The following is a 25336-nucleotide window of genomic DNA, read 5'->3' as shown; positions in this document are numbered from 1 at the left end:
ATATTTGAGCAATGACCAGAATTGAATATTTAGTAGCACATCCGTACGAAGTCGAGAAATCGGACATTCCACTTCTTAAAAAAGAGGTAGAAAAATACCCGTATTTCTACACATTGCGCGCTTTGTTACTTTATGGTTTAAAAAAGGAAAATCATCCTTCTTTTGAGGATTATTTGAACAAAACTTCAATTCACAGCAGCAATCGTGTCGATTTGTATCATTACATCAATTCGGAAACAATTCAGAAAGAAATTCAAACAAAAACTGAAACTATTTCTCCTGAAATGGTAGAAGAAAAAGTGGAAGAATTAGCTGAAAACAAAATTATTTCTGAACCTATTTTAGAAAATTCTACTTCTGAAATCATCGAAAACAATAACGAAACAATTGAAGTTATTGATGAGATAATAGAAGAAGAATTAAACCAAGAAATTGAAGTTATTTCTGAAACTAATTCAGAAGAAATCAATGGAGATATTGTAGACGGAATGATCGAAAATGATACAGAAGAATCTGAATTGAGAACGGATCATGTTGTTGATATTATTTCGGATGAAGAATTGAACGAAGTTGCTAAAATCACGAATAAAGTTGTGGTAGAAAATAATTCGAAAGAAGAAAATTTAACTTCTGAGAATGATATCGAAAATGCTGTTCAACAAACTTCTGGAATTGAAATTATTGAATCTGAACCTCAGCAGGTAATTGAAACAATTGAAGATAATCAGGAAGAAGAAATTATAGAAGGATTGTCTGAAAATGCGGAGGTAATTGAAGAATCTGAACCTGAAACGATTGAAGAAAAAGTAGAAATCATTGAAAATAATTCGGATGATTCGACGTTCTCTTTTTCGGATTGGTTGAAGAAAGTTCCTTCTCAATCAAAAACTCAACAAGAGATTGAGGAAGAGCAAGAAACTGCAGAAAGAGAAATAAAATATAAGTTGATTGATGACTTTTTGGAAAAAAATCCGAAAATCGTTCCGATGAAAAAAACGGATATTACACCAGTCAGCACACCTTCAAATTTCGTTCAGAATACGGAAGAATATTCGGATTTGATGACCGAAACTTTGGCTCAGATTTATACTGAGCAAAAAAAATATGATAAGGCAATTAAAGCTTATAAGATATTAATTTTGAAATATCCAGAAAAAAATAGTTTATTTGCAAATCGAATTAAAGAAATTGAAAATTTAAAAAACTCTAAATAATAAAATGGGACTATTTCAGTTTTTCATGATTATTATCATGATTTTATGTGTATTATTAGTACTAATCGTATTATCTCAAAACCCTAAAGGAGGAGGATTATCTTCTACTTTTGGAGGTGGCGGAGGAAGCCAAATGTTTGGAGTTCAAAGAACGAATAAATTCTTAGACAACACAACTTGGGGATTATTTATCGCTGTAATCGTATTGATTATTGGAGCAAGTGCTTCGCATGAAAATCCAAATGCGATAAAACCAATTAAGCCAAATGTTACGGCACCGGCTAATAATTTACCAACGCAACCTGCTGCAAACGGAGCAAGTCAAAATCAATTACCAGCTCAACCAGCGAAGTAATTTTGATAAGAAAATATACAAGCCTCACAAATTGTGAGGCTTTTTTTGTTCATTGATTAATATAATCTTTAAATTTATCAAAACCTAAATTATGAAAACATTCGTTTCATTTATAATCATCCTACTTACTTTTATAAGCTGTGTTGGTCAAAAAGTGTATCAGAAAATTCCAAAAGAAAATTATCAATTGCTCACAACTTTTTCTGCGCAATATGAATTATCAGGAACACATTTCTTCAAAAATGAAACTGAATTAAATAACATGTATGCTACGTTACCAAAAGATTACAAGAAATCATTACCTCGTTTCGTTATCGATTATGAACAAAATCAAATAATTTTGATTCCTCACAAACATATTAATTCATATAATATTGAATCTATTACTGGTAATGAAAAGATTTATAATTTACATTTAACACCTATAAAAGGAATTAATCAAATACAAGACTCTTCAAATTTATTGATGATGATTGTACCTAAATCAGTGAAGAAAATTTTAGTAAAAACTAAATAAAAATGGAAAAATCTATATCTAAATATTTACTTTTTTGTCTTGCATTTAGCACAAACTTATTTGCTCAACAAAACTTTTGGAAAACTACCAATGCGAAAGGAACTATTTCTAAAGAGCAATTAAATACAAGAGCGCATATACCAACTAAATCAGTTAAATTAGACTTAGCTTATGATAATTTGGTCAACTATTTAAACAATACGAATCAACAAAATTTTTTATTAAAATTTCCAACTGAAAACGGAAAGTTTAATACATATCGTATTGTAGAAACCTCAAATTTATCTCCTGAATTACAAACTAAATACCCAGATATAAAATCTTTTTCTGGATACAATACAAATGATTTGACAGAGAAAATCAATTTTAGTTTATCTCCTCAATTTGGTTTGTATGGTTTAGTTTCAAACGGCAATAAAACAGTGTTAATAGACGCTTACACCAAAAATAAAGCGTCATATATTGTGTATGATAAAAAAGATTTAGTTAATACAAATTCTTTCAAATGTGCTACAGAACCTTCTGAAAGTGCTCTTGGGATAGATAATTTGAATTTTGAAACTATTAAACAATCTTCTCGAACAGCAACTCAAAATGGAAGTTTAAGAAAATTTAGATTAGCCATTACAACAACGACTGAGTATTCAGATTTTGTAATCAAACAAGCTAATTTATCATCTGGTACAGAAGCTCAAAAGAAAGCGTCAATATTAGCTGCAGTCAATTTATCACTCACACGAATTAATGGCGTTTTAAAAAATGATGTTGGTGTTTTTTTAGAATTAATTCCAAATACTGATCAATTATTTTTTATTGATTCTGATTCTTTCCAAGACCCTAATATTAATTCTAATTCTGCAGCAAATTACAATCTTGAGGAAAATATTACTGTTACAAATAATGTTATTGGAGTTGCTAACTACGATATTGGTCATTTATTTTTTCAAGTGAATGATGATAATAATTCAAATGGATTAGCCAATACGCCAGCAGTTTGTAATGATAGAGCAAAAGCAGGAGGAGTGACTGGTACAATAGTTCCTATTGGGGATGCTTTTGATATTGATTATACTGCCCACGAAATTGGTCATCAATTAGGTGCCTACCATACACAAAACAACAATTGTAATCGTACACTTAACAGTTCTGTTGAACCTGGAAGTGGTTCTACAATTATGGCTTACACTGGTATCTGTTCACCAAACGTACAAAATCAAAGTGATGCATATTTCCATACAAAAAGTTTAGAAGAAATGGCAAAAGTGCTAAATTATGTGAATTGTGGACAATTCGTTACAACAACTAATGCTGCACCTATTATAGCTTCTAACTTGAAAACAAAATATAACATTCCAATTTCAACTGCATTTGCTTTAGAAACATTAGCCACTGACTCAAATAATGATCAATTAACATATTCTTGGGAGCAGATGAATCCTGAAGTTTCTGAAACTTCTATTAAATCACTTCCTCCTATTTCCTCTAATTCTCAAGGCCCAAATTTCAGATCATTCTCTCCACAAAAAGTTGGAATTCGCTATTTTCCTCGTTTAGAAAAAATTATTTCAAATGAATTAGTATTTCAAACAAATCTATATCTGTCAAACGTTTCAAATTACGATAAAAACAATTGGGAAGTCATTCCTTCAGTTCCTCGTACAATGAATTTCTCTGTAACAGTTCGTGACAATAATTCTGAAGTTGGATTAACCGCTCGACAAAATGTTCAGTTAAACTTTCTAAATTTTGGTCCATTCAAAGTGACTTCGCAATCAATTGCAGAAAATTGGAAACAAGATAACACTGCTACAATTACTTGGAATGTTGCAGGAACTGATGCAAACGGTATTGACACACAAAATGTAAAAATTTTATTATCGGTTGATGGAGGAAAAACATTTGATTATGTTTTAGCTGAATCAGTTCCGAACAACGGTTCTTATACATTCACAGTTCCTGCAGGATTAGGAATTACTAATAAAGCGAGAATTATGATTAAAGCTATTGATAACGTTTTCTTAGCTGTTAACTCTACTGATTTTTCTATAGAAAGTTCTTTAACTACAAATGATATAAAAGGAAAAGATTTAGGTACGATTTCTCCAAATCCTTCAAATGGAATAATCAATTTAGATTTTACAAACTCATTTACAACAGGTAAAATTACGGTGACAGATTTAGCAGGAAGAACAGTTTACTCAAACAAATTGAATTCTTCGAAATCTCAACAAGTTAATTTATCTAGTTTATCAAATGGTGTTTACATTGTTTCGGTTGAAGCAGGTAACGAACAATTCACGAAAAAAGTGATTATCAAAAAATAATTATTCATAAAAATCACTTTAAATGCCAAGTTGTCATACAACTTGGCATTTTTGTTTTAAGGAGTGAAATTAACTTATCCATAATGGCAGAAATTGTGTGTTGGCACGTTTTTCGTTTATTTAAAACCATCAATTATTAAAATAAAAATACAAATATGTCACAATTAAACATTAAACCATTAGCAGATCGAGTGGTTATTGAGCCTGCTCCTGCAGAAACTAAAACAGCATCAGGAATTATTATCCCAGATTCAGCAAAAGAGAAACCTCAAGAAGGAATCGTTGTAGCAGTTGGTAATGGTAAAAAAGATGAACCAATAACTGTTGCAATTGGAGACAAAGTTCTTTACGGAAAATATTCAGGAACTGAATTAAAATTAGAAGGAAAGGACTATTTAATCATGCGTGAAGCTGATATTTTGGCAATCATCTAAATTTAGTTGTAATTAGTAAAATGTATTAAGTACAAAGTAACTTATTTTTTTATTTTTAATTATATTCGACTTAAGACTTAAGACAACAAAACTTATAAAAAAAATGGCAAAAGATATTAAATTCGACATTGAATCAAGAGACGCTTTAAAAAGAGGTGTTGATGCATTAGCAAATGCAGTTAAAGTAACATTAGGACCAAAAGGTCGTAACGTAGTTTTAGAAAAATCTTTCGGTGCTCCACATGTAACAAAAGACGGAGTTTCTGTAGCAAAAGAAATCGAATTGGAAGATCCAATCGAAAACTTAGGTGCTCAAATGGTAAAAGAAGTTGCTTCTAAAACAAACGACGTTGCAGGTGATGGTACTACAACTGCTACAGTTTTAGCTCAAGCTATCGTTCGCGAAGGTTTGAAAAACGTTGCTGCAGGTGCGAACCCAATGGACTTAAAACGTGGTATTGATAAAGCTGTTTCTGGAATCGTTGCTAACTTAAGAGAGCAATCTCAAGAAGTTGGTGATTCATCAGAAAAAATTAAACAAGTTGCTTCTATCTCTGCAAATAACGATGATACTATTGGATCATTAATCGCAGAAGCTTTTTCTAAAGTTGGAAAAGAAGGAGTAATTACTGTTGAAGAAGCAAAAGGAACAGAAACTTACGTTGACGTTGTAGAGGGAATGCAATTCGATCGTGGATATCAATCTCCTTACTTCGTTACAAACGCAGATAAAATGATTGCTGAATTAGAGAATCCTTACATCTTATTATGTGAGAAAAAAATCTCTAACTTACAAGAAATCTTACCTTTATTAGAACCAGTTGCTCAATCAGGACGTCCATTCTTAATTATTTCTGAAGAAGTTGAAGGTCAAGCTTTAGCTACTTTAGTAGTGAACCGTTTAAGAGGTTCTTTAAAAATTGCTGCTGTTAAAGCACCAGGATTTGGAGATCGTAGAAAAGCGATGTTACAAGATATAGCAATCTTAACAGGAGGTACAGTTATTTCTGAAGAGCAAGGAATTACGTTAGAAACTGCTACTTTAGAAATGTTAGGTACTGCTGAAAGAGTAGTTATCGACAAAGACAATACAACTATTGTTAATGGTGCTGGTGATGCAGAGCAAATCAAATCTCGTGTTAACCAAATTAAAGCACAAGTAGAAACAACTACTTCTGACTATGACCGCGAAAAATTACAAGAGCGTTTAGCTAAATTAGCTGGAGGTGTTGCTGTATTATACGTTGGTGCTGCTTCAGAGGTTGAAATGAAAGAAATTAAAGACCGTGTTGATGATGCTTTACACGCAACTCGTGCTGCTGTAGAAGAAGGTATCGTTGCTGGTGGTGGTGTTGCTTTTGTTAGAGCTTTATCTAACTTAACAATCGATACTACAAATGCTGACGAAGCTACAGGTGTTAAAATAGTAACGCGTGCAGTTGAAGAACCATTACGCCAAATCGTTCACAACGCTGGTGGTGAAGGTTCTGTAGTTGTTGCAAAAGTAAAAGAAGGAAATGGAGATTTCGGATACAATGCAAAAACTGACGAATATGTAAACATGATCGAGGCTGGAGTTATTGATCCAACTAAAGTCGCTCGTGTTGCATTAGAAAACGCTGCTTCTGTTGCAGGTATGTTAATTACTACTGAGGCGGTTGTTACAGAAATTAAAAAAGATGAGCCAGCTATGCCACCAATGGGAGGTGGAATGCCAGGAATGATGTAATCATCAACTCATAAAAATATACAATAGAAAAAGCCATTCAGAACTCTGAATGGCTTTTTCATTAAGTCATAAATAATAAAAACTATATAATCGTCGATTTCCCCATCAATACATTTTCAAAATTAAAATATGAATGATGATCATGATCGCTCAATAATATCTTCGCAATATAATTTGCTACAACAGACGTCGAATAATCGCTCGTTTCATCTAAATCTGAAGTTACAATCAAATTATTAATCGCATTTCCCACCGCATTTTCTATTGCTTTTGCTCCTTCTTCCAATCCCAAATAACGCAACATCATTGCGGCACTCAAAATAGAAGCCATCGGATTTGCAATTCCTTTTCCTTTTGCTTGTGGATACGAACCATGAATAGGCTCGAACAATGCATTTTCTGTACCAATAGAAGCCGAAGGCAACAAACCTATACTTCCTCCAATTACACTTCCTTCGTCCGAAATAATATCACCAAACATATTCTCTGTCAAAATCACATCAAATTGTTTTGGATTGATAATTAATTGCATCGCTGCGTTATCAACAAACAAGAAATCTAATTCAACTTCAGGATATTTTTGGCTAATATCCATCGCAACTTTTCGCCATAAACGAGAGGTATCCAACACATTTGCCTTGTCTACCAACGTTACTTTTTTGCGACGCTTCATTGCTTCCTGAAAAGCTAAATGTGTAATTTGCTCAATGTCTTTTCTGTTGTACGAACACGTATCATACGCATGAGAACCATCTTGTGCTGTAAATTTTTCTCCGAAATAAATTCCATTAATCAATTCACGAAAAATAACCATATCTGTTCCTTCGATGTGCGAACGTTTCAATGGACTTTTCCCCAACAAAGATTCGTAAGCCTTGATTGGACGGATATTTGCAAATAAACCAAGTTCCTTTCTTAGCTTTAACAAACCTTGTTCGGGACGAACTTTAGCGTTCGGATTATTGTCATATTTTGGATCACCAATAGAACCAAACAAAACCGCATCTGCATCTTTACATAATTGCAATGTCGCATCAGGCAAAGGATTTCCCGTTTCGTCAATCGCAATTGCACCAATCAAAGCTTCCTCAAATTCGAAATTATATTTAAAAATTTGTTCAACGACTTTCAGAACTTTTATTGTTTCCGAAACGACTTCTGGTCCTATTCCATCGCCAGAAAGTACTGCAATTTTATGCGTTTTCATGTTGTAAAGATTTATGGTTTTGTTCGTAAGTTTCTATTTTATCTTTTTGACTGATTAAAAAATCAATGTCATCATATCCATTTAATAAACAGATTTTTTTATAAGAATCAACATCAAAGTTGATGGTTTGATCTTGAATTTTTAAGGTTTGATTTTCTAAATTAACTTCAAATTCTGTTGAAGGATTTTGATCGATGATCTCAAAGATTTGATTTAAAATTTCATCTGAAACAACGATTGGTAAAATTCCGTTATTCAATGCATTTCCTTTGAAAATATCTGCAAAATAACTACTAATTACCACATCAAATCCGTAATCTTTGATTGCCCAAGCAGCGTGTTCTCGGCTACTTCCACAACCAAAATTTTTACCTGCAACTAATATTTTTCCAGCATATTTTGAATCATTCAGCGGGAAATTATCAATTGATTGATTATCTTGATTAAATCGCCAATCTCTGAATAAATTATCTCCAAAACCTTCTCTACTAATCGCTTTCAAAAAACGAGCTGGAATAATTTGATCGGTATCTATATTTTCTATTTTAATCGGAACAGCCGATGATTTTAATTGATTGATTGAATCCATTTTGAGTAAATTTTAATTGATATCAACAATTTTTCCGTGAATTGCAGCAGCAGCAGCAATCAAAGGACTTGCTAATAATGTACGAGAATTTGGACCTTGACGTCCTTCAAAATTTCTATTCGAAGTCGAAACACAATATTTTCCTTCTGGAACTTTATCGTCGTTCATCGCCAAACAAGCCGAACAACCTGGTTCGCGCAATCTGAATCCAGAGGCTTCAAAAATTTTGTCCAAACCTTCTTCTATCGCTTGCTTTTCTACTTGTTTCGATCCCGGAACAATCCACGCAGTTACATTTTCATTGCGCTGTTTTCCTTTCACATAATTTGCTACTTCACGCAAATCTTCGATTCTTGCATTTGTACAACTTCCGATAAACACATAATCAATTGGATGATTGATGATTGATTGATTATCTTGGAATCCCATATATTTCAACGCTTTTTCAAACGATTCTTTTTCATTATCGCTTAACGAATCTTTAGAAGGAATACTGTCTTTCACCGAAATTCCCATTCCTGGATTCGTACCAAACGTAATCATTGGATAAATATCCGCAGCGTCAAATTCTATTTCTTCATCAAAAATTGCATCAGCATCACTTGGTAAAGTTTTCCAATATGCTACTTTTTGCTCCCAATCTTCTCCTTTCGGTGCAAATGGTTTATCTTTTAAATAAGCAAAAGTTGTTTCATCTGGTGCAATCATTCCGCCACGAGCGCCCATTTCTATCGACATATTACAAACTGTCATTCGACCTTCCATCGACATATTCTCGAAAACATCTCCTGCATATTCACAGAAAAAACCTGTTCCTGCATTTGTTCCAACTTTAGAAATGATATACAAAATCACATCTTTTGGTTGAACATTTGGATTCAGTTTTCCATTAACTGTAATTCGCATCGATTTTGGTTTATTCATCAACAAACATTGACTAGCAAAAACCTGTGCAACTTGACTTGTTCCAATTCCGAAAGCAATTGCTCCAAAAGCTCCATGCGTAGATGTGTGACTATCGCCACAAACCATGCTCATTCCTGGTTGCGTAACACCCAATTCTGGCGCAATAATGTGAACAATTCCTTGATACGGATGACCTAAACCATAAAAAGTAATATTATTTTTTTCGCAATTAATCGCTAATTGCTCTAATTGTTGTTTTGATAATGGATCTCGAACTGGCTTATCTTGATTAATCGTTGGTACATTGTGATCCGCAGTTGCAACAATTTGATTTGGTCGAAAAATTGGAATATTTCTCGCTTCTAATTCTGCAAAAGCTTGTGGACTTGTTACTTCGTGAATTAAATGTTTATCAATATAAATCACTTGTGGTCCATTTTCTACTTGGCTGACAACATGGGCATCCCACACTTTATCGAATAATGTTCTCATGCGAATTTTCTCTGTGATGTTTGATTAAACTGATGCATTAATCCAAGTAAATCTTCACGAACAACTTCTTTCTTCAAATCTGCAATTTCTAAAAATTGTTCATATAAAATATCTAATTCATTTTTAGATGTATCGAAACCGATATCTTTTAGACGATAAGCTAACGCCGAACGCCCGCTACGAGCTGTCAAAATAATAGAGGATTCATTAACTCCAACATCTGCTGGATTGATAATTTCGTATGTTTCACAGTTTTTAATCACACCATCTTGATGAATTCCAGAACTGTGCGCAAAAGCATTCGATCCTACAATTGCTTTGTTTGGTTGAACCATCATTCCCATTGTTTCAGAAGTTAATTGACTTAATTCTGTTAACATTTGAGCATTGATATCTGTATAAAAATTCAATTCTTTGTGTTGTCTAAAAATCATCACGATTTCTTCCAAGGCCGTATTACCAGCACGCTCACCAATTCCATTAATTGTACATTCTATTTGGCGTGCTCCATTTATAGCTCCTGCAACTGCATTCGCTGTCGCTAAACCTAAATCGTTATGATTGTGGCAAGAAATAATCACATTATCAATTCCTTGAACATGATCTTTTAAATATTTAATTTTATTTCCATACTCAAAAGGCAAACAATAACCCGTTGTGTCTGGAATATTAAGAACCGTCGCACCAGCTTTTATCACTTCTTCACAAACTTGAGCAAGAAAAGCATTATCCGTTCTTCCTGCATCTTCAGCATAAAACTCAACATCATCTACAAATGTTTTTGCATATGCAACCGCTTCAACTGCACGTTCGATAATCGCTTCACGATTCGAATTAAATTTGTGAATAATATGAGAATCCGAAGTTCCAATTCCGGTATGAATTCTTGGTTTTACGGCATATTGTAAAGCTTTAGCTGCAGATTCTATATCTTTTTTGTTTGCACGAGTTAAACCACAAACTGTGGCATTTTTCACTAATTTTGAAATTGCATTTACGGCTTCGAAATCTCCAGGACTTGAAATTGGAAAACCAGCCTCGATAATATCAACGCCTAATTCGTCCAATCGAGCCGCAATTTCTAACTTCTGTTTTTTGTTTAACTTACACCCCGGCACTTGCTCTCCATCTCTCAGTGTCGTATCAAAAATTTGAATCTTCTCAGCACTCATTGCAATTAGTTTTGTTTGTTATTGTGATGTAAAATTAAAATTGTACTAACTTTAAATTTTCAAATTGAAAAGTGTTTTACAATTCTTAAAGCTAAAATATTTATCATAATCATTTTATTTTCAATACATTATATATAATTTAATTACAATGTCAAATCATAACAAAGACGCACTATTTAGTTTAATAAAGTCACTTAATCGTTCCGAAAAACGTCAATTCAAACTTTATGTAAATCGTCTGCAAATTAATGCAGATGCAAAATTTTTGTTATTATTTGAAGCATTGGATAAGTTGGAAGAATATGATGAAACGGCTATTTTGAAGAAAAAAATTACCACGAAACAACAATTATCTAATCTAAAAGCGCATTTGTACAAACAAATTTTGTTTAGCTTGAGAATGAATCCTTCGCAACAAAATTCGCGTATGCAAATACGTGAACAGTTTGATTTTGCTACGATTTTGTATCAAAAAGGCTTACACAAACAAAGTCTAAAAATGTTGGACAAAGCCAAAACTCAAGCCTTAGATTTTGACGAAAAAGCCATTGCTTATGATATTTTAGAACTCGAAAAAATTATCGAATCACAATTCATTACACGAAGTATTTCTGGTCGTGCAGATCAGTTGATTGAACAATCGGAGGAATTGAGTTTACAGAATTTACAAGCAAGTAAATTGTCTAATTTATCGCTAAAATTGTATAGTATTTTGCTCGAGAATGGATACGCAAAAGATGATGATGAAATTCAAAAAATTCAGAATTTCTTTGATTCGGAAACAAAAAATATCGATTTTAAGAAATTAAAATTCAAAGAGAAACTGTGGTTTTACAAAGCAAATGTTTGGTTGTCGATGTTAACGCAAAACCTACACTCTGCCTATGAATTTTCGAAAAAATGGGTTGAATTATTTTACGAGAAAAAAGAACGAATTCTTAGTCATCCAGTTTGGTTTATTAAAGGAAATAGCTATTTATTAAAGATCTTATACCTGAAAAAAAATTCTGAAGAATTTAAATTTTGGTTTGATAAATTAGAATCTGTTTACGAGATTTTGCCTCAAAATGATAATGTGGAAGCGCTTTGGTTTATCAATAAATTTAATAGCAAACTGAATTATTTTTTCATTAATCCGAAAGAAAATATTAGTCCATTTTTGATTAAAGATATTTTACGCGAAATTAAATCGCATCATCATAAAATCGATAATCATCATATTTTGGTGCTTTATCTAAAAATTGCTGCCTATTATTTCTTAAACAAAGATTGGGATAATTCGTTCGAGTATTGTCAAAAAATAATCAATAGTGAAGCGTCAATTCAAGAAGATTTACATTTTTACACCTTGGTTTTGATTATGATGAATTTGTATGATTCTGGGAATGATCAAGAATTGGATACATATTCGTACAAAACGCATCAATTCTGCAAAAAGATGAAAAATAGTAATATTATTACACGAAAAATTAGTTTATTTTTTATTGAATTGAATGATTTGTACCCACATGAAAAAGTAAAAGCTTTCAGAGAATTAGATGATTTTTTGAAAGATTCGGACAATCAAAATTTGTTGCGAAGAAATACCAATTACATTAATCTTAGACGTTGGATGGAGGATAAAATTTAGACTTAAATTATCTGCATAAAATAATTTTAAAAATTTAGTGTTTATCATATATTTACATCTAAATTAACACATAAACACTATGTACCAAGATTACAAAGTTGGCGAACATAAAGCGAACAAAGGATTGCGCTTTTTAAATTTTATTATAGATTATGTATCAATCATTTTATTGACGATGCTATTTTTCGGTTTTATAGCAATTGTTATTGTGATCATTAATCCAGAAAGCGACATTATTTATCAATTAGAAAATATAAATCCTTTGATTGATAGAGTTATCACAGCCTTTTTTTATGTTTTACTAATTTTTTTATCAGAGTTTTTAACCAAAGGACGTTCATTAGGTAAATTTATTACAGGAACAAAAGTTGTGATGATTGACGGTTCTACACCTACAACGAAAGATTATTTTACAAGAAGTATTTGTAGAATAATTCCATTTGATGTTCTTACTTTTTTAGGAGAAAATGGTTGGCACGATAAAATTTCAAAAACTACAATTGTGAACAAAAAAGCTTTTGAAGCAGATTTATCACAAGCAGACAACATCGAAAGTATTGGAAAAACTGAGTTTGAATAATTTTCTATAAAATAAAATCTATTCAAATTATCTCAAAACAATAATTTATGTAAAAAATCATTGTTTTTTCTGCGTATTATTTCGCAAAAAAGGCTATTTATTAATACCTTTGCAACGTAAATATATTTTTGAGAAATGGAAAAACAACCTCAAGAGGTAGTGTTAGTTGGTGCTGGTATCATGAGTGCTACTTTAAGCATACTTCTTAAAAAAATAAATCCGGCTATTAAGATTTCTGTTTTCGAAAAATTAGATAAGATTGGATTTGAAAGCTCTGATGCTTTCAATAATGCAGGTACTGGTCACTCTGCTTTTTGTGAATTGAATTATACACCAATGGACAAAAATGGAGTGGTTAATATTGATAAAGCAATTAATATTGCAAAACAATTTGAAACTTCGAAAGAGTTTTGGTCTTACTTAGTCGAAAATAATTACGTTTCTTCTCCAGAAAAATTCTTACGTCCTACTCCACATATGTCTTTTGTTTGGGGCGATGACGATGTAAATTTCTTGAAAAAACGTTACGAAAAATTATCTCAGCATCCTTTATTTAAGGATATGGAATATTCGGATGATGTTTCTAAAATCAGAGAATGGGCTCCATTAATTGTTGACGGTAGAAAAGGTAATGAAAAAGTTGCGGCAACGCATATGAACTTGGGAACTGATGTGAATTTTGGTGAATTAACGCGTCAAATTTTCAAAGGTTTACAAGACAAAAAAGAAATCACGTTAGAAACTGAACACGAAGTAAAAGACTTAACTCGTCTTAGCAACGGAAAATGGGCAGTTAAAGTAAAAGATTTAAAATCTGGAAATAACAAAGCACTTAATGCTGATTTCGTATTTATTGGTGCAGGTGGAGGAGCAATTTTATTGTTACAAAAATCTGGAATTCCAGAATCGAAAAAATTTGGTGGCTTCCCAGTTGGTGGACAATGGTTAATTTGTCAAAACGAAGAAGTAATCAAAAAACATCATGCAAAAGTATATGGAAAAGCAAAAATTGGTGCACCACCAATGTCTGTTCCTCACTTAGATACACGTGTTATTGATGGAAAACAATCTCTATTATTTGGTCCATTTGCAACATTCTCAACAAAATTCTTAAAATACGGATCTAATTGCGATTTATTCAAATCTGTAAACTTAGGAAACGTAGGATTTTTGATGAATTGTGGATTAAACAATATCGATTTAACAAAATACCTGGTAGAACAAGTGATGTTATCTAAAGCGAAAAAAGTAGAAGAATTACAAGAATATTTTCCTGAAGCTAAACTAGAAGATTGGTTCGAACAAACTGCAGGACAACGTGTTCAAGTAATCGAAAAACAAGATGGAAAAGGAGTTTTAAAATTTGGTACAGAAATCGTAACATCTCAAGATGGAACAATGTCTGCCTTATTAGGAGCTTCTCCAGGAGCATCTACATCTGTTAGTGCAATGTTGAACTTAATGAAACAATGTTTCCCAGACTTGATGAAAAACAACTGGAACGAAGCAATCAAAGAAATGATCCCTTCTTACGGTGAAGATTTAGCACAAGCTGAATTAGTTGAAGCATCAAGAGCCCGTACAACTAAAGTGCTTAAAATTTTAGATTAAGATTTTCTTACATCATATAATTATAAATCCTGATATTCATTTGTCAGGATTTTTTTTGCACGAAACTTAAGAGCATAAAAAAAGGTTTGAGAATAAATTCTCAAACCTTTTAATTTTTTCTGAACATCTTAGTCTTTCTTGTCTTCGCTTTTGATAATTTCGTATTCAACTTGCATCACTCCTGTATTGGTGTGACCAATTTCGCTGAATGCAGCTTGACTTAAGTCTAAAACTCTAGATTTAGCGTATGGACCTCTGTCGTTGATTTCTACAACTACAGATTTACCATTTCTGATATTCGTAACTTTTACTTTCGTACCAAATGGTAAAGACTTATGGGCAGCTGTTAGTTCGTGTTTGTCATACGTTTCACCACTAGCTGTCTTGCGTCCGTGGAATTTGTCTCCATACCAAGAAACAACTCCTGTCGAGATTTTTCGAGCACTATTCTCGATAAGTTCTCCAACCAACTTTTCATCTTCAACTGATAATGTATCTTTTTTGATGGTATCATTATCAATATCGTTACTAAATCTTTTCTCAGAAGCTGGCATAATAATTGTGTCATTATTACCAGAATCCTTAAAAATTTTACCATCAGCATTTGCTATTGGAAAAATCATTAACATTGCTATAAACGCTGTAATGCTTTTCGTCATCCTTTAGATTTTTCTGATTTACTTTGCAAATTTAAGGGTATAAACAGCTTCTTATTTAGAATTATTCTAATCAATTGATTTTTAATTCTAAAATCTCTTGTGCTTTGCGAATTTAGATGCTTACAGCGATTTGTTAATTTAATGTTAAAATAAAACTATAATCCTAATTTTTTTGGGAATTATTTATTTAAATCGGATATACTATTGATTATCAATAAATAATAATTTTATATAATTTGAAGAAATTTATCTAATAAAGAAATAAAAAAGGTAAAGTGTTATAAACTTTACCTTTTCTTAATTTTTAAAGATTTAAAAATCAATTATAAACTAGCTAAAATATCTTTTACTTTAGCTGAAATTAATTTTCCTTCCGCTTTACCAGCTAATTTAGATGAAGCAGCTCCCATTACTTTTCCCATATCTTTTGGAGAAGTAGCGCCAACCTCTGCAACAATTTCTGTAATTGCAGCTGTTAATTCTTCGTCTGATAATTGAGCAGGTAAAAATTGTTGAATAACTTCTGCTTGTGCCAATTCTTTTTCAGCTAATTCAGCACGTCCATTTGCTTCGAATTGTTCAGCAGCTTCTTTACGTTGTTTTACTAATTTTTGTAATAAAGCAATTTCTTGATCTTCTGATAATTCTCCGTTAGCACCTGATGTTTTTGCTAATAATAATTCAGATTTTACAGCTCTTAAAGCTTCTAAAGCAACAGTATTTTTAGCTTTCATCGCTTCTTTTAACTGTGCCATTATTTGAGTTTCTAAATTCATTTGTTTTGCTTTTAGACTACAAATTTAAGACAAAAAAAGGCTCATCGCAAAAGCAATGAACCTTTTCTATAATAAGAATATTTTTTACGAGTGATCGTTTATTAATCTACGTTATCATGTAGAAAATTGTTTGGACGAATTTGCGTTTCGTTGTTACGATTAGTTCCTACAGAAAAATCAGAAGATTGATTATCATTACGATCAGATAAATTCAATCCTTGACGTTTATAAGCAGGAATTGCTTCGTATTCGTCTACTTGAGAATTTGTCATCGTGTTGTTGAATTTAAAATTAAATTGTTTCAAACGATTTCTTCTTTCTTCAATCATACTATTCAATTCAGGATCATTTGATTGCTCAATTGGTTGACTAAATGGATCTATAGCAACTTGTACTTCTTCAGCTTGTGGAGCAACAGAATGAGCTACATTAGATTGAACTGGCTCTACATTTCCATATCCTTCGTTCTTTGGAGCTTGATATCCAGCATAATTATTTTGAGGATAATTTGACTGTTCTGAAGCTACAGGATTAGAATATGAATTATATGTTTGATTATTATTTACATTATTCGTTGGTTCTTGCGGACGATTAAAATCTGATTTCAAACGTGGTTCGAAATCATCATAAGAACGTCTCTCTTGCACTGGCTCATCATCAATATCATCTAAAACATAACGCTTTGGAGAATTATTTTCTTCGAAAGATTCTTCTGGCGTATTGTGATAAGTTTGTTGTTGAAAACTTTGGTTAATATCTGCTTGACGATAATTATTTTGAGGAGCCTCTGGCGTTTGATTTTGTTGAGGCGTTTGTGGTGCTTGCTGAGAAGCATTAGAACGACCAAAATCTAACGTCATTGGTTTTACACGATTCACAAAAGGTTGCTCAACTGATAACGTTTTATTAATTGGTTGTTCTTCCTCTAATGTATGTACAATTTTTTGTTCCTCTTTTCCTGTATACGCCTGATCTTCTGTAGGAAAACCAGTTGCTACAACAGTTACAGAGATAGAATCTCCTAAATCTAAGTCTTCACCAATACCCATGATAATATTTGCACTATTACCAGCTTCTTGTTGAATGTAATCATTGATGATACCGATTTCATCCATTGTAATTTCGTTATTACCAGACAAAATCAATAACAATACGTTACGTGCACCCGTAATTTTGTTGTTGTTTAACAATGGAGAATCTAAAGCAGAAGAAATTGCGTCTTTCGCTTTGTTTTCACCAGAACCTTGCGCAGATCCCATGATTGCTGTACCAGAATTTTTAAGTACTGTACGCGCATCACGTAAATCGATGTTCATTGCATAGTGTTGAGTAATAACTTCTGCAATTCCTTTAGCTGCTGTTGTTAAAACCTCATCAGCTTTCGAGAAACCATTTTTGAAACCTAAGTTTCCGTATAATTCACGTAATTTATCATTGTTGATAACAATTAATGAATCGACATTTTGTCTTAATTTTTCGATACCTTTTTCGGCTTGTTCCAACCTCATTCTTCCTTCGAAAAAGAATGGCGCTGTAACAATCCCAACTGTTAAGATATCCATTTCTTTTGCAATACCAGCAATTACTGGTGCTGCTCCGGTTCCTGTACCACCACCCATTCCGGCAGTAATAAATACCATTTTAGTACCCTCGTCTAAAACAGCTTTTACATCATCCATACTTTCGATAGCAGATTGCTCTCCTACCTCAGGATTTGCTCCAGCTCCTAAACCTTCTGTTATTGCTTGTCCTAATTGAATTCTTGTTGGTACTGGACTATTTGCTAATGCTTGAGAGTCCGTATTACAAATTACAAATTCTACACCTGCAATTCCTTGTTCAAACATGTAGTTTACGGCATTACTACCTCCACCACCTACTCCGATTACTTTGATAGCTTGAGATCGGCTCTTTGGTAAGTTGAACACAATATCTCCTGTTAACATATCACTCATATTCTTCTTATTAAATTGATTCGTAATTTATTCTAGTTTATTCTTATTATTCAGTTTCGTTGATCATTTGGATAAATTTATCCGTCCATTTCGAAAAGAAATTTTTCTTTTCTGGTTTAGATTTAGCTTCTTTCTTTTCACCAATTTCTTGATCCAAGAATTCGTCTACTACTTCTTCTCTTTTTGGTTTTTGGATAATTTCTTCCTCAACAACAATTTCAGCTTTCACAGTCTTAGTTTGTTGTGTTGGTTGAATTCCAATTTCTAATTCTTCTTGGTTATTTAAATTATTAATAACTGGTTTTTCATAAATTTCGTGCTGATAATTCGCCGCTAATTCTTCTAAACCTTTCATTAATAATCCAACAGATGTTGCATATTCTGGTCCGCTAATTTCCTCAGCTTTTGCACCAACAATATGTTCGTTAGAGTATCCAATTCTTACATCCATTCCTGTTACATATTCTGTAAGTTGACGAATGTGTTTCAATTTAGATCCACCACCTGTTAAAACGATTCCTGCAATCAATTTTTTGTTTTGATCTTCGCAACCGTAGTTTTTCAATTCCAAATATACTTGTTCCAAAATTTCCTGCACACGTGCATGAATAATTTGTGACAATCTTTTTAATGATATTTCTTTTGCTTCGCGTCCTTTTAAACCAGGAATCGATACAATTTCAGTTTCTTTATTTTCTCCTGGCCAAGCAGAACCAAATTTTTCTTTTAAAGCTTCGGCTTGCTTTCCAATAATAGAACATCCAACTTTAATGTCTTCTGTAATCACATTTCCTCCAAACGGAATAACAGATGTGTGACGAATAATATTATCCTTAAAAATTGCAATATCCGTTGTTCCACCACCTATATCAATCAATGCAACACCAGCTTCTTTCTCTTCTTCGCTAAGCGCAGCACTAGATGATGCAATTGGTTCTAAAGTAATACTTGCCAAACGTAAACCAGCAGCTTTTACACAACGTGCAATATTTCGGATGGATGAAACTTGTCCTACAACCACATGGAAATTAGCCTCTAAACGGCTTCCGTACATACCGATTGGTTCGCGGATTTCACCTTCGTTATCAACCTTAAATTCTTGAGGAAGAACATGGATAATTTCTTCTCCAGGTAACATGACCAATTTGTAAACTTGATTTGTTAATAACTTTAAATCATTATCATCAATCACGTCTTCTGAATTGGTACGAGTAATGTAATCGCTATGTTGTAAACTACGAATATGTTGTCCGGCAATACCAACAGTAACATCAGTAATTTTGACACCAGATGATCTTTCAGCCTTATCAATTGCCTCTTTTATCGAGTTAATGGTTTGTGTAATATTATTTACAACACCTCTGTGTACACCTAAGCTTTTTGCTTGTCCGTGTCCAAGAATTTCGATTTTTCCGTTCTCATTTTTTCGTCCGACAAGCGCTACAATCTTTGTAGTCCCTATGTCTAAGCCAACTGCAATCTTACTATTGTTCTCCATTTTTTATTCGTTTGGTTGCTACAACTTGGTTTACAAATTTCAAGCTCAATTTTTCATAATCTTCAGTTCCTATAAAATCAATGTATTGATTATAGAATAATTTTAGATTATGTAACTTCTGTTCAAAGTTGTTTAAAGTTCCTAATTCTATATAATAGTTTCCTGTGTTTACAATTAAATTAAAAGAACGTTGTCCCACTTTTTGAATGGCTATGATGTGATTTTTTAATAAATCGTCAGCTTTCAAAGCTTGAACAAATTTACTCAAATCTTCATATTCATTCGGTTTTACATCACCAGAAACTAAAATTACATCCGCTGAATTTAATTTAGATAAAGGCATTTTTCCGCCTTTTGTTGTCAAATAAAATTCATTTTTCAGCGTCTTTATTCTTGCTACTGCTGAGTTTGCTTTTATGTCAAGTCGTAAATGTCCGTTGATATCTTTACTGACTTGTACAGAATCCACAAAAGGACTCTCACTTACTTTTTGTTCGATTTCTTTTACATTCACCTCTCGTAGAGATTGTTTCAGAATGTCTTTTCCATCTTTGTTGATAATTTCTCTTATCGATTCATCATTAATAAAATAATTATCAACTGGCTGAACAAACGCCACGTCAATTTTTTTCACAGTACGCGAAGCATTCTTAATTACCGTAAAACTAATCAAACCGATTAGCAAGGCAACTCCAAAAATCACTTTTATGATTTTCAATTTACGCTTCACTTAACCACTCTTTTATTGGTTTAACAATTGTATCAATATTTCCTGCTCCAACAGTCAATAATACATCAAAATCTTGTTTTTTGATGTTTGCTAAACTATCTTCTAATGAAGATACTATTTTTTCATTTAAATTCACCTTTTCTAGCAACCAATTTGAAGTAATTCCTTCGATTGGTAACTCTCTGGCAGGATAAATGTCTAATAAAATCAAACTATCTAACTGCGATAAACTTTGTCCAAACTCTTCTGCGAAATCTCTTGTACGTGTAAATAAGTGAGGCTGAAATACTCCCAACACTTTTTTACCCGGATAAAGTTCACGAACTGAACGAATTGCTGCATTCAATTCTGTTGGATGATGTGCATAATCGTCGATGTAAATTTTTCCATTTGCTTCGAAACGATTAAAACGTCTTTTAACTCCAACAAAAGTTGATAAAGCTTCTTTAATTTTATCATGAGGAACACCCATATAATCTGCAACAGCCAAAGCCGCAACCGCATTTTCCATATTGTGATGGCCTGGTAATAAAATTCCAACGTCTGTCAATGAACCGTTTGGCGTTTTTACATCAAACACATAATGTCCATCAATAATTCTTACATTGTGTCCATCATAATCTGCGTCCAAATCTACTCCATACGTAAAAGCTCCTTCGAAAGGCAAACCTTTGTGAACAAATAATTTTTCTTCCACAATTGCCGCAAATTCTTGAAACGATTTTTTCACTTCATCACGCTCACCATAAATATCCAAATGATCTGCATCATCACTTGTGATAATCGCTAATTTTGGAGAAAGACGTAAGAAAGAACGGTCAAACTCATCGGCTTCTGCAACTGTATATTTAGATCCATTTAAGATGATATTCGAATCGTAATTTTCTGCAATACCACCTAAAAAAGCTGTACATTCTACATTCGCAACTTTTAGGATATGTCCTAAAATAGATGAAGTCGTTGTTTTTCCATGTGTTCCCGCAACACCAATATTGTATGTATGTTTGGTAATTTCACCTAACACTTCTGAACGTTTCATGACTTTAAAATCATTCACTAAAAAATAATTTAGTTCTGAATGATCTTTTGGTACTGCTGGCGTATAAATTACCAACGTATTTTTTGGATTAATTCCTGCTGGAATTAACTCGATGTTATCTTCAAAATGAATATCAATTCCTTCAGCAATCAATTCAGTTGTTAACTCGGTTTGTGTTTTGTCATAACCTACAACTTCTTTTCCGATTGACTTGAAGAAACGTTCCAAAGCACTCATTCCGATTCCTCCTGCACCGATGAAATAATAATATGTTTTATCTAAAATATTCATTATAATAAATTCAATAATATATCTACAATCTTTTTTGTTGCGTACGGTTTCCCTAATTGCTTAATGTTTTGAGATAATTTATTTTTTAATTCTTCATTATTCGCCAAAGCAATTACTTCTTTGACTAAAATTTGTTTTGCATCTGCATCTTTCACCATGATCGCTGCATCCTTTTCAACCAATGCTTGTGCATTTTTGGTTTGATGATCTTCTGCCGCTGTTGGCAATGGAAGCAAAATAGTTGCTTTTCCTACAATACACAATTCCGAAATCGCCATTGCTCCTGCACGAGAAACAATCATATCCGAAGCTGCATAAGCATCTTTCATGTTGAAAATAAATTCGGTTACATGAATCGTTGGATATTTATCGCCAACCAAATTTTTGATTTTTTGATAATCTAACTTTCCTGTTTGCCAAATCAATTGAACGCCACTTGCAACAAATTCGTCAAGGTTTTCTAACCAAGCATTGTTCATTGCTCTTGATCCTTGTGAACCACCAACTGATAAAATAGTTGGTTTTTCTGGATCTAATCCAAAAGCTGAAATTGCTTCTGCTTTTGAAGGTAAATTTTGAAAAATTTCGGCACGAATAGGATTTCCTGTGTAATGCACTTTTTCTTGCGGAAACTGAGAAATTCCTTCGTAAGCTGTACAAATAGCACTAGCTTTATTTTTCAAAATTTTGTTGGTAACTCCTGGAAACGAATTCTGTTCTTGTAATAAAATCGGAACATTTTTACTTCCCGCTACCCACAACATTGGTCCACTTGCATAACCTCCTGTACCAACAGCTAAATCTGGCTGAAAATCTTTGTAGATTTTCTTTGCAAGATTTAAACTTTTTATCAATTTGAAAGGGAACTTTAAATTCGCTTTCATGTTACTTCTATCAAATCCAGAAATTGGTAAACCTTTTATGTCATACCCAACTTTTGGCACTTTTTCCATTTCCATTCTTCCTTCTGCTCCAACGAACAAAATTTGTGCATCTGGCAAACGACGTTTTATTTCGTCTGCAATTGCAATGGCTGGATAAATATGTCCACCTGTTCCTCCGCCGCTTATTAAAACTTTAGGCGATGTCTTCGATGTATTCTTCACTTAATACTTTTCTATCTTGTTCTAATTCTTCTTGCGATTTAATCTGAGTACTTACACTCAAAATTATTCCGAACGAAATACATGTCATCCAAATGGATGTTCCTCCGTAACTAATCATTGGCAATGGTTGCCCTGTTACAGGAATTAAATTAACCGCTACCGCCATGTTTACCATCGCTTGTATAATAATTGGTAAGCCCACTGCAAATACAAGTAGCGTACCAAAAACGGTATGAATTTTAGATGCGATGATACAAATCCGTATTAAAATCAGAAGGAAAATTCCGATTAATAGAATTGCACCAATTGCACCATATTCTTCTACAATAATCGCGAAGATAAAATCGGATGATGACTGCGGTAAAGTTTGTTTGAAAACACTTTTTCCTGGTCCAGCCATTTCATTCAATCCTCTCGCAATTGCAGCTTTTGCGTGTAAAACTTGATAACTTTCTAATCCAGAATCGTCATTAAATTTCTCGATACGTGACATCCATGTGTGCACACGAGAATTTGTTACTAAATCTGGTCGAGATAAAGCCATCCACACGAATCCGCCACCGAGTATTAAACCTACTCCGGCAATTGTAAATAAATATTTGAATGGAAATCCACCAATAATCAACAATATTCCGCACATTCCAGCTAACATCAACGCTGTTGAACCATTAGAAGGAAAGATTAATCCTACAATTACAATAATTGGTAAGAATAATGGAACTGCTGTATTTTTCCATGTATATTCTTTGTCTCTATTTTTTGTTAAATAACGAGCTATATAAATCAACAACGCTTGCGAAGCAATCATCGAAGGCTGAATACCAATTCCAGTCCCTGGAATAGTTAACCAACGCGCAGCATTTGCACCTCCAATGGTTTGTCCTTGTACGAGTGTTATTGCCAAAACTCCAGAAAGTATAACAACCGCTGTTAAAGCAAACAAACCAAACCAACGATAATCAATACGTTGTAATCCATAAATGATAAATAAACCAATTAATAAAATCACAGCGTGCTTACCTAAATGCCCAAAAATAGTTCCCGATCCTACCGTATACACCAAGTTAGAACTTGCAGAATAAACAGGTAAGAACGAAAATAGTGCTAACAATAAAATGAAAGCCCAAAGCGGTTTATCGCCTTTAAAATATTTTTGTACGATGTTAGACATTGGTTGGTTATGTTATTATAATTTGCGTACGTTTTCTTTAAATTGATCTCCACGATCTTCGTAACCTTTGAACAAATCGAAACTTGCACAAGCTGGTGACAGAAGAACCGTTTCTCCTTTTGTTGCTAATTTATATGATTGTTCTACACAATCTTTCATTGTATTTGTTTCAACAATTGTATCGATATATGGACTGAAAAAATCAACAATTTTTGCGTTATCAACACCTAAACAAACAATTGCTTTCACTTTCTTTTTCACGAAAGGTAAAACTTCGTTGTAATCGTTTCCTTTATCAGTTCCTCCAACAATCCAAACAACTGGTTTCGTCATACTTTCCAAAGCAAAATATGTTGCATTCACATTTGTTGCTTTAGAATCGTTGATAAAATCTATTCCTCCAATTGTCAAAACAGGCTCTAAACGATGTTCAACCGATTTAAAATCAGACAAACTCTTTTTTAGTTCCTCATTATTGATATCAATAATTTTTGCAGCTACAGCCGCAGCCAATGAATTAGAAACATTGTGTTTACCAATTAATCCTAAATCATTCACTAACATTGTAAAATCACCATTCGAATCGTTCACACGGAACAATTCATTGTTTGCGTATGCTTCATTTGTTGCATCCATCATTGTGAACGGTTTGCGATGAGCTCGAATATCAATCTTATCAATCATCTCCATTGTTTTTGGATCATCCAAATTGTAGATAAAATAATCGTTTTCATCTTGGTTTTCAGTAATTCTGAATTTAGCCTTTGCATACAAATCAAACTGATAATTGTATTGGTCTAAATGATCTGGTGTAATGTTCAGTAAAATTGCAACATACGGTTTGAAATCTATTTTGATATCATCTAACTGAAAACTACTTACTTCTAGTACATAATAATCGAAGTTATCTTCAGCTACAGATTTTGCAAAACTTTTTCCGATGTTGCCACCTAATCCTACATTTAATCCAGCTTGCTTTAGGATATGGAACATCAAACTTGTTGTTGTTGTTTTTCCATTAGATCCTGTAATCGCAATAATTTTTGCATCTGTATAACGAGACGCAAATTCAATTTCAGAAATAATTGAAATTCCTTTCGCTTCTAATTTCTGAATTAGCGCTGATTTTTTTGGAATACCTGGACTTTTCATTACTTCATCGGCATTCAGAATTAATTCTTCTGTGTGCTGACCTTCTTCATAAGCAATTCCGTGCTCCTCCAAAAGTTGTTTATACTTGTCTTTTATTTGTCCCATGTCCGAAAGAAAAACATCAAAGTTTTCTTTCTTCGCTAGAATAGCTGTTCCTACGCCACTTTCTCCTCCTCCTAAAACGACAAATCTTTTCATT

22 protein-coding genes are annotated in these 25336 nt (G+C 32.9%); 9 read left to right on the top strand and 13 right to left on the bottom strand.

Annotation, left to right across the window (positions count from 1 at the left end):
- Positions 1–11 precede the first annotated feature (11 nt).
- From B3I31_RS09145 to groL, 6 genes are all read left to right on the top strand, one after another.
- Positions 12–1214: a tetratricopeptide repeat protein gene (locus tag B3I31_RS09145; protein ID WP_291072361.1), complete on the top strand. Its 1203-nt coding sequence runs from the start codon at positions 12–14 to the stop codon at positions 1212–1214.
- A 4-nt stretch (positions 1215–1218) separates the two neighbouring features.
- Positions 1219–1569, top strand: a complete 351-nt coding sequence (secG, locus tag B3I31_RS09140; protein WP_038332909.1) for a preprotein translocase subunit SecG — start codon at positions 1219–1221, stop codon at positions 1567–1569.
- Between the two features lie 91 nt (positions 1570–1660).
- The gene (locus B3I31_RS09135; RefSeq protein WP_286494783.1) at positions 1661–2086 is read left to right on the top strand and encodes a hypothetical protein; all 426 of its coding nucleotides are present in this window, start codon (positions 1661–1663) and stop codon (positions 2084–2086) included.
- A 2-nt stretch (positions 2087–2088) separates the two neighbouring features.
- Positions 2089–4410, top strand: coding sequence for a zinc-dependent metalloprotease (locus B3I31_RS09130; protein WP_291060635.1), 2322 nt, complete (start codon positions 2089–2091; stop codon positions 4408–4410).
- A 155-nt stretch (positions 4411–4565) separates the two neighbouring features.
- A complete protein-coding gene (locus tag B3I31_RS09125) occupies positions 4566–4844 on the top strand; it encodes a co-chaperone GroES (protein WP_125349629.1) in 279 nt (92 codons plus the stop codon).
- Between the two features lie 103 nt (positions 4845–4947).
- Positions 4948–6573: a chaperonin GroEL gene (groL, locus tag B3I31_RS09120; protein WP_125349630.1), complete on the top strand. Its 1626-nt coding sequence runs from the start codon at positions 4948–4950 to the stop codon at positions 6571–6573.
- Positions 6574–6655: 82 nt separating this feature from the next.
- Here groL and leuB read toward each other — a convergent pair whose 3' ends face one another.
- From leuB to B3I31_RS09100, 4 genes are read right to left on the bottom strand one after another with little or no spacing between them, the layout of a single operon-like run.
- A complete protein-coding gene (gene leuB, locus B3I31_RS09115; RefSeq protein WP_286494786.1) occupies positions 6656–7780 on the bottom strand; it encodes a 3-isopropylmalate dehydrogenase in 1125 nt (374 codons plus the stop codon).
- The gene (gene leuD / locus B3I31_RS09110) at positions 7767–8369 is read right to left on the bottom strand and encodes a 3-isopropylmalate dehydratase small subunit (protein ID WP_219034380.1); all 603 of its coding nucleotides are present in this window, start codon (positions 8367–8369) and stop codon (positions 7767–7769) included. Before leuD ends, leuB begins: the two co-directional genes overlap by 14 nt.
- A 12-nt stretch (positions 8370–8381) precedes the next feature.
- Positions 8382–9767 carry a 3-isopropylmalate dehydratase large subunit gene (gene leuC / locus B3I31_RS09105; protein ID WP_221855339.1) on the bottom strand — a complete coding sequence of 462 codons (1386 nt, stop codon included), beginning with the start codon at positions 9765–9767 and terminating at the stop codon, positions 8382–8384.
- Positions 9764–10939: a 2-isopropylmalate synthase gene (locus B3I31_RS09100; RefSeq protein ID WP_291087942.1), complete on the bottom strand. Its 1176-nt coding sequence runs from the start codon at positions 10937–10939 to the stop codon at positions 9764–9766. The genes leuC and B3I31_RS09100 overlap by 4 nt, the downstream gene beginning before the upstream one ends.
- A 148-nt stretch (positions 10940–11087) precedes the next feature.
- Here B3I31_RS09100 and B3I31_RS09095 point away from each other — a divergent pair, with 148 nt between their 5' ends.
- The 3 genes from B3I31_RS09095 (at position 11088) to mqo (ending at position 14760) form a co-directional block, all read left to right on the top strand.
- Positions 11088–12569 carry a hypothetical protein gene (locus B3I31_RS09095; protein ID WP_038332873.1) on the top strand — a complete coding sequence of 494 codons (1482 nt, stop codon included), beginning with the start codon at positions 11088–11090 and terminating at the stop codon, positions 12567–12569.
- A gap of 79 nt (positions 12570–12648) precedes the next feature.
- The gene (locus tag B3I31_RS09090) at positions 12649–13149 is read left to right on the top strand and encodes an RDD family protein (RefSeq protein ID WP_038332867.1); all 501 of its coding nucleotides are present in this window, start codon (positions 12649–12651) and stop codon (positions 13147–13149) included.
- Positions 13150–13284: 135 nt separating this feature from the next.
- Positions 13285–14760 (top strand): malate dehydrogenase (quinone), encoded by a 1476-nt coding sequence (gene mqo, locus B3I31_RS09085; RefSeq protein ID WP_125349636.1) that lies wholly within the window; start codon positions 13285–13287, stop codon positions 14758–14760.
- A gap of 128 nt (positions 14761–14888) precedes the next feature.
- Here the strand turns inward: mqo and B3I31_RS09080 are convergent, their stop codons facing one another.
- The 9 genes from B3I31_RS09080 to murD all read right to left on the bottom strand — a co-directional run bounded on the left by B3I31_RS09080 (position 14889) and on the right by murD (position 25335).
- Positions 14889–15419: a septal ring lytic transglycosylase RlpA family protein gene (locus tag B3I31_RS09080; RefSeq protein ID WP_125349637.1), complete on the bottom strand. Its 531-nt coding sequence runs from the start codon at positions 15417–15419 to the stop codon at positions 14889–14891.
- A 323-nt stretch (positions 15420–15742) separates the two neighbouring features.
- On the bottom strand, positions 15743–16195 hold the full coding sequence (locus B3I31_RS09075; RefSeq protein ID WP_125349638.1) for a GatB/YqeY domain-containing protein: 453 nt from the start codon (positions 16193–16195) through the stop codon (positions 15743–15745).
- A gap of 101 nt (positions 16196–16296) precedes the next feature.
- A complete protein-coding gene (ftsZ, locus tag B3I31_RS09070) occupies positions 16297–18141 on the bottom strand; it encodes a cell division protein FtsZ (protein WP_286494801.1) in 1845 nt (614 codons plus the stop codon).
- Between the two features lie 55 nt (positions 18142–18196).
- A complete protein-coding gene (gene ftsA / locus B3I31_RS09065) occupies positions 18197–19648 on the bottom strand; it encodes a cell division protein FtsA (protein WP_291047152.1) in 1452 nt (483 codons plus the stop codon).
- Positions 19635–20366 (bottom strand): cell division protein FtsQ/DivIB, encoded by a 732-nt coding sequence (locus B3I31_RS09060; RefSeq protein WP_236688178.1) that lies wholly within the window; start codon positions 20364–20366, stop codon positions 19635–19637. The genes ftsA and B3I31_RS09060 overlap by 14 nt, the downstream gene beginning before the upstream one ends.
- A 1-nt stretch (position 20367) precedes the next feature.
- Positions 20368–21708, bottom strand: coding sequence for a UDP-N-acetylmuramate--L-alanine ligase (gene murC / locus B3I31_RS09055; RefSeq protein WP_221855345.1), 1341 nt, complete (start codon positions 21706–21708; stop codon positions 20368–20370).
- Positions 21708–22814, bottom strand: coding sequence for an undecaprenyldiphospho-muramoylpentapeptide beta-N-acetylglucosaminyltransferase (murG, locus tag B3I31_RS09050; protein ID WP_286494790.1), 1107 nt, complete (start codon positions 22812–22814; stop codon positions 21708–21710). The genes murC and murG overlap by 1 nt, the downstream gene beginning before the upstream one ends.
- A complete protein-coding gene (locus B3I31_RS09045; protein ID WP_180905153.1) occupies positions 22786–23985 on the bottom strand; it encodes an FtsW/RodA/SpoVE family cell cycle protein in 1200 nt (399 codons plus the stop codon). Before B3I31_RS09045 ends, murG begins: the two co-directional genes overlap by 29 nt.
- 15 nt (positions 23986–24000) lie before the next feature.
- Positions 24001–25335: a UDP-N-acetylmuramoyl-L-alanine--D-glutamate ligase gene (gene murD, locus B3I31_RS09040; protein ID WP_286494791.1), complete on the bottom strand. Its 1335-nt coding sequence runs from the start codon at positions 25333–25335 to the stop codon at positions 24001–24003.
- Position 25336 lies beyond the last annotated feature (1 nt).

Source organism: Empedobacter sp. UBA3475 (genome assembly GCF_002378465.1).
GTDB lineage: Bacteria > Bacteroidota > Bacteroidia > Flavobacteriales > Weeksellaceae > Empedobacter > Empedobacter falsenii_B.
This window is presented reverse-complemented; position numbering and strand designations above follow the sequence as displayed.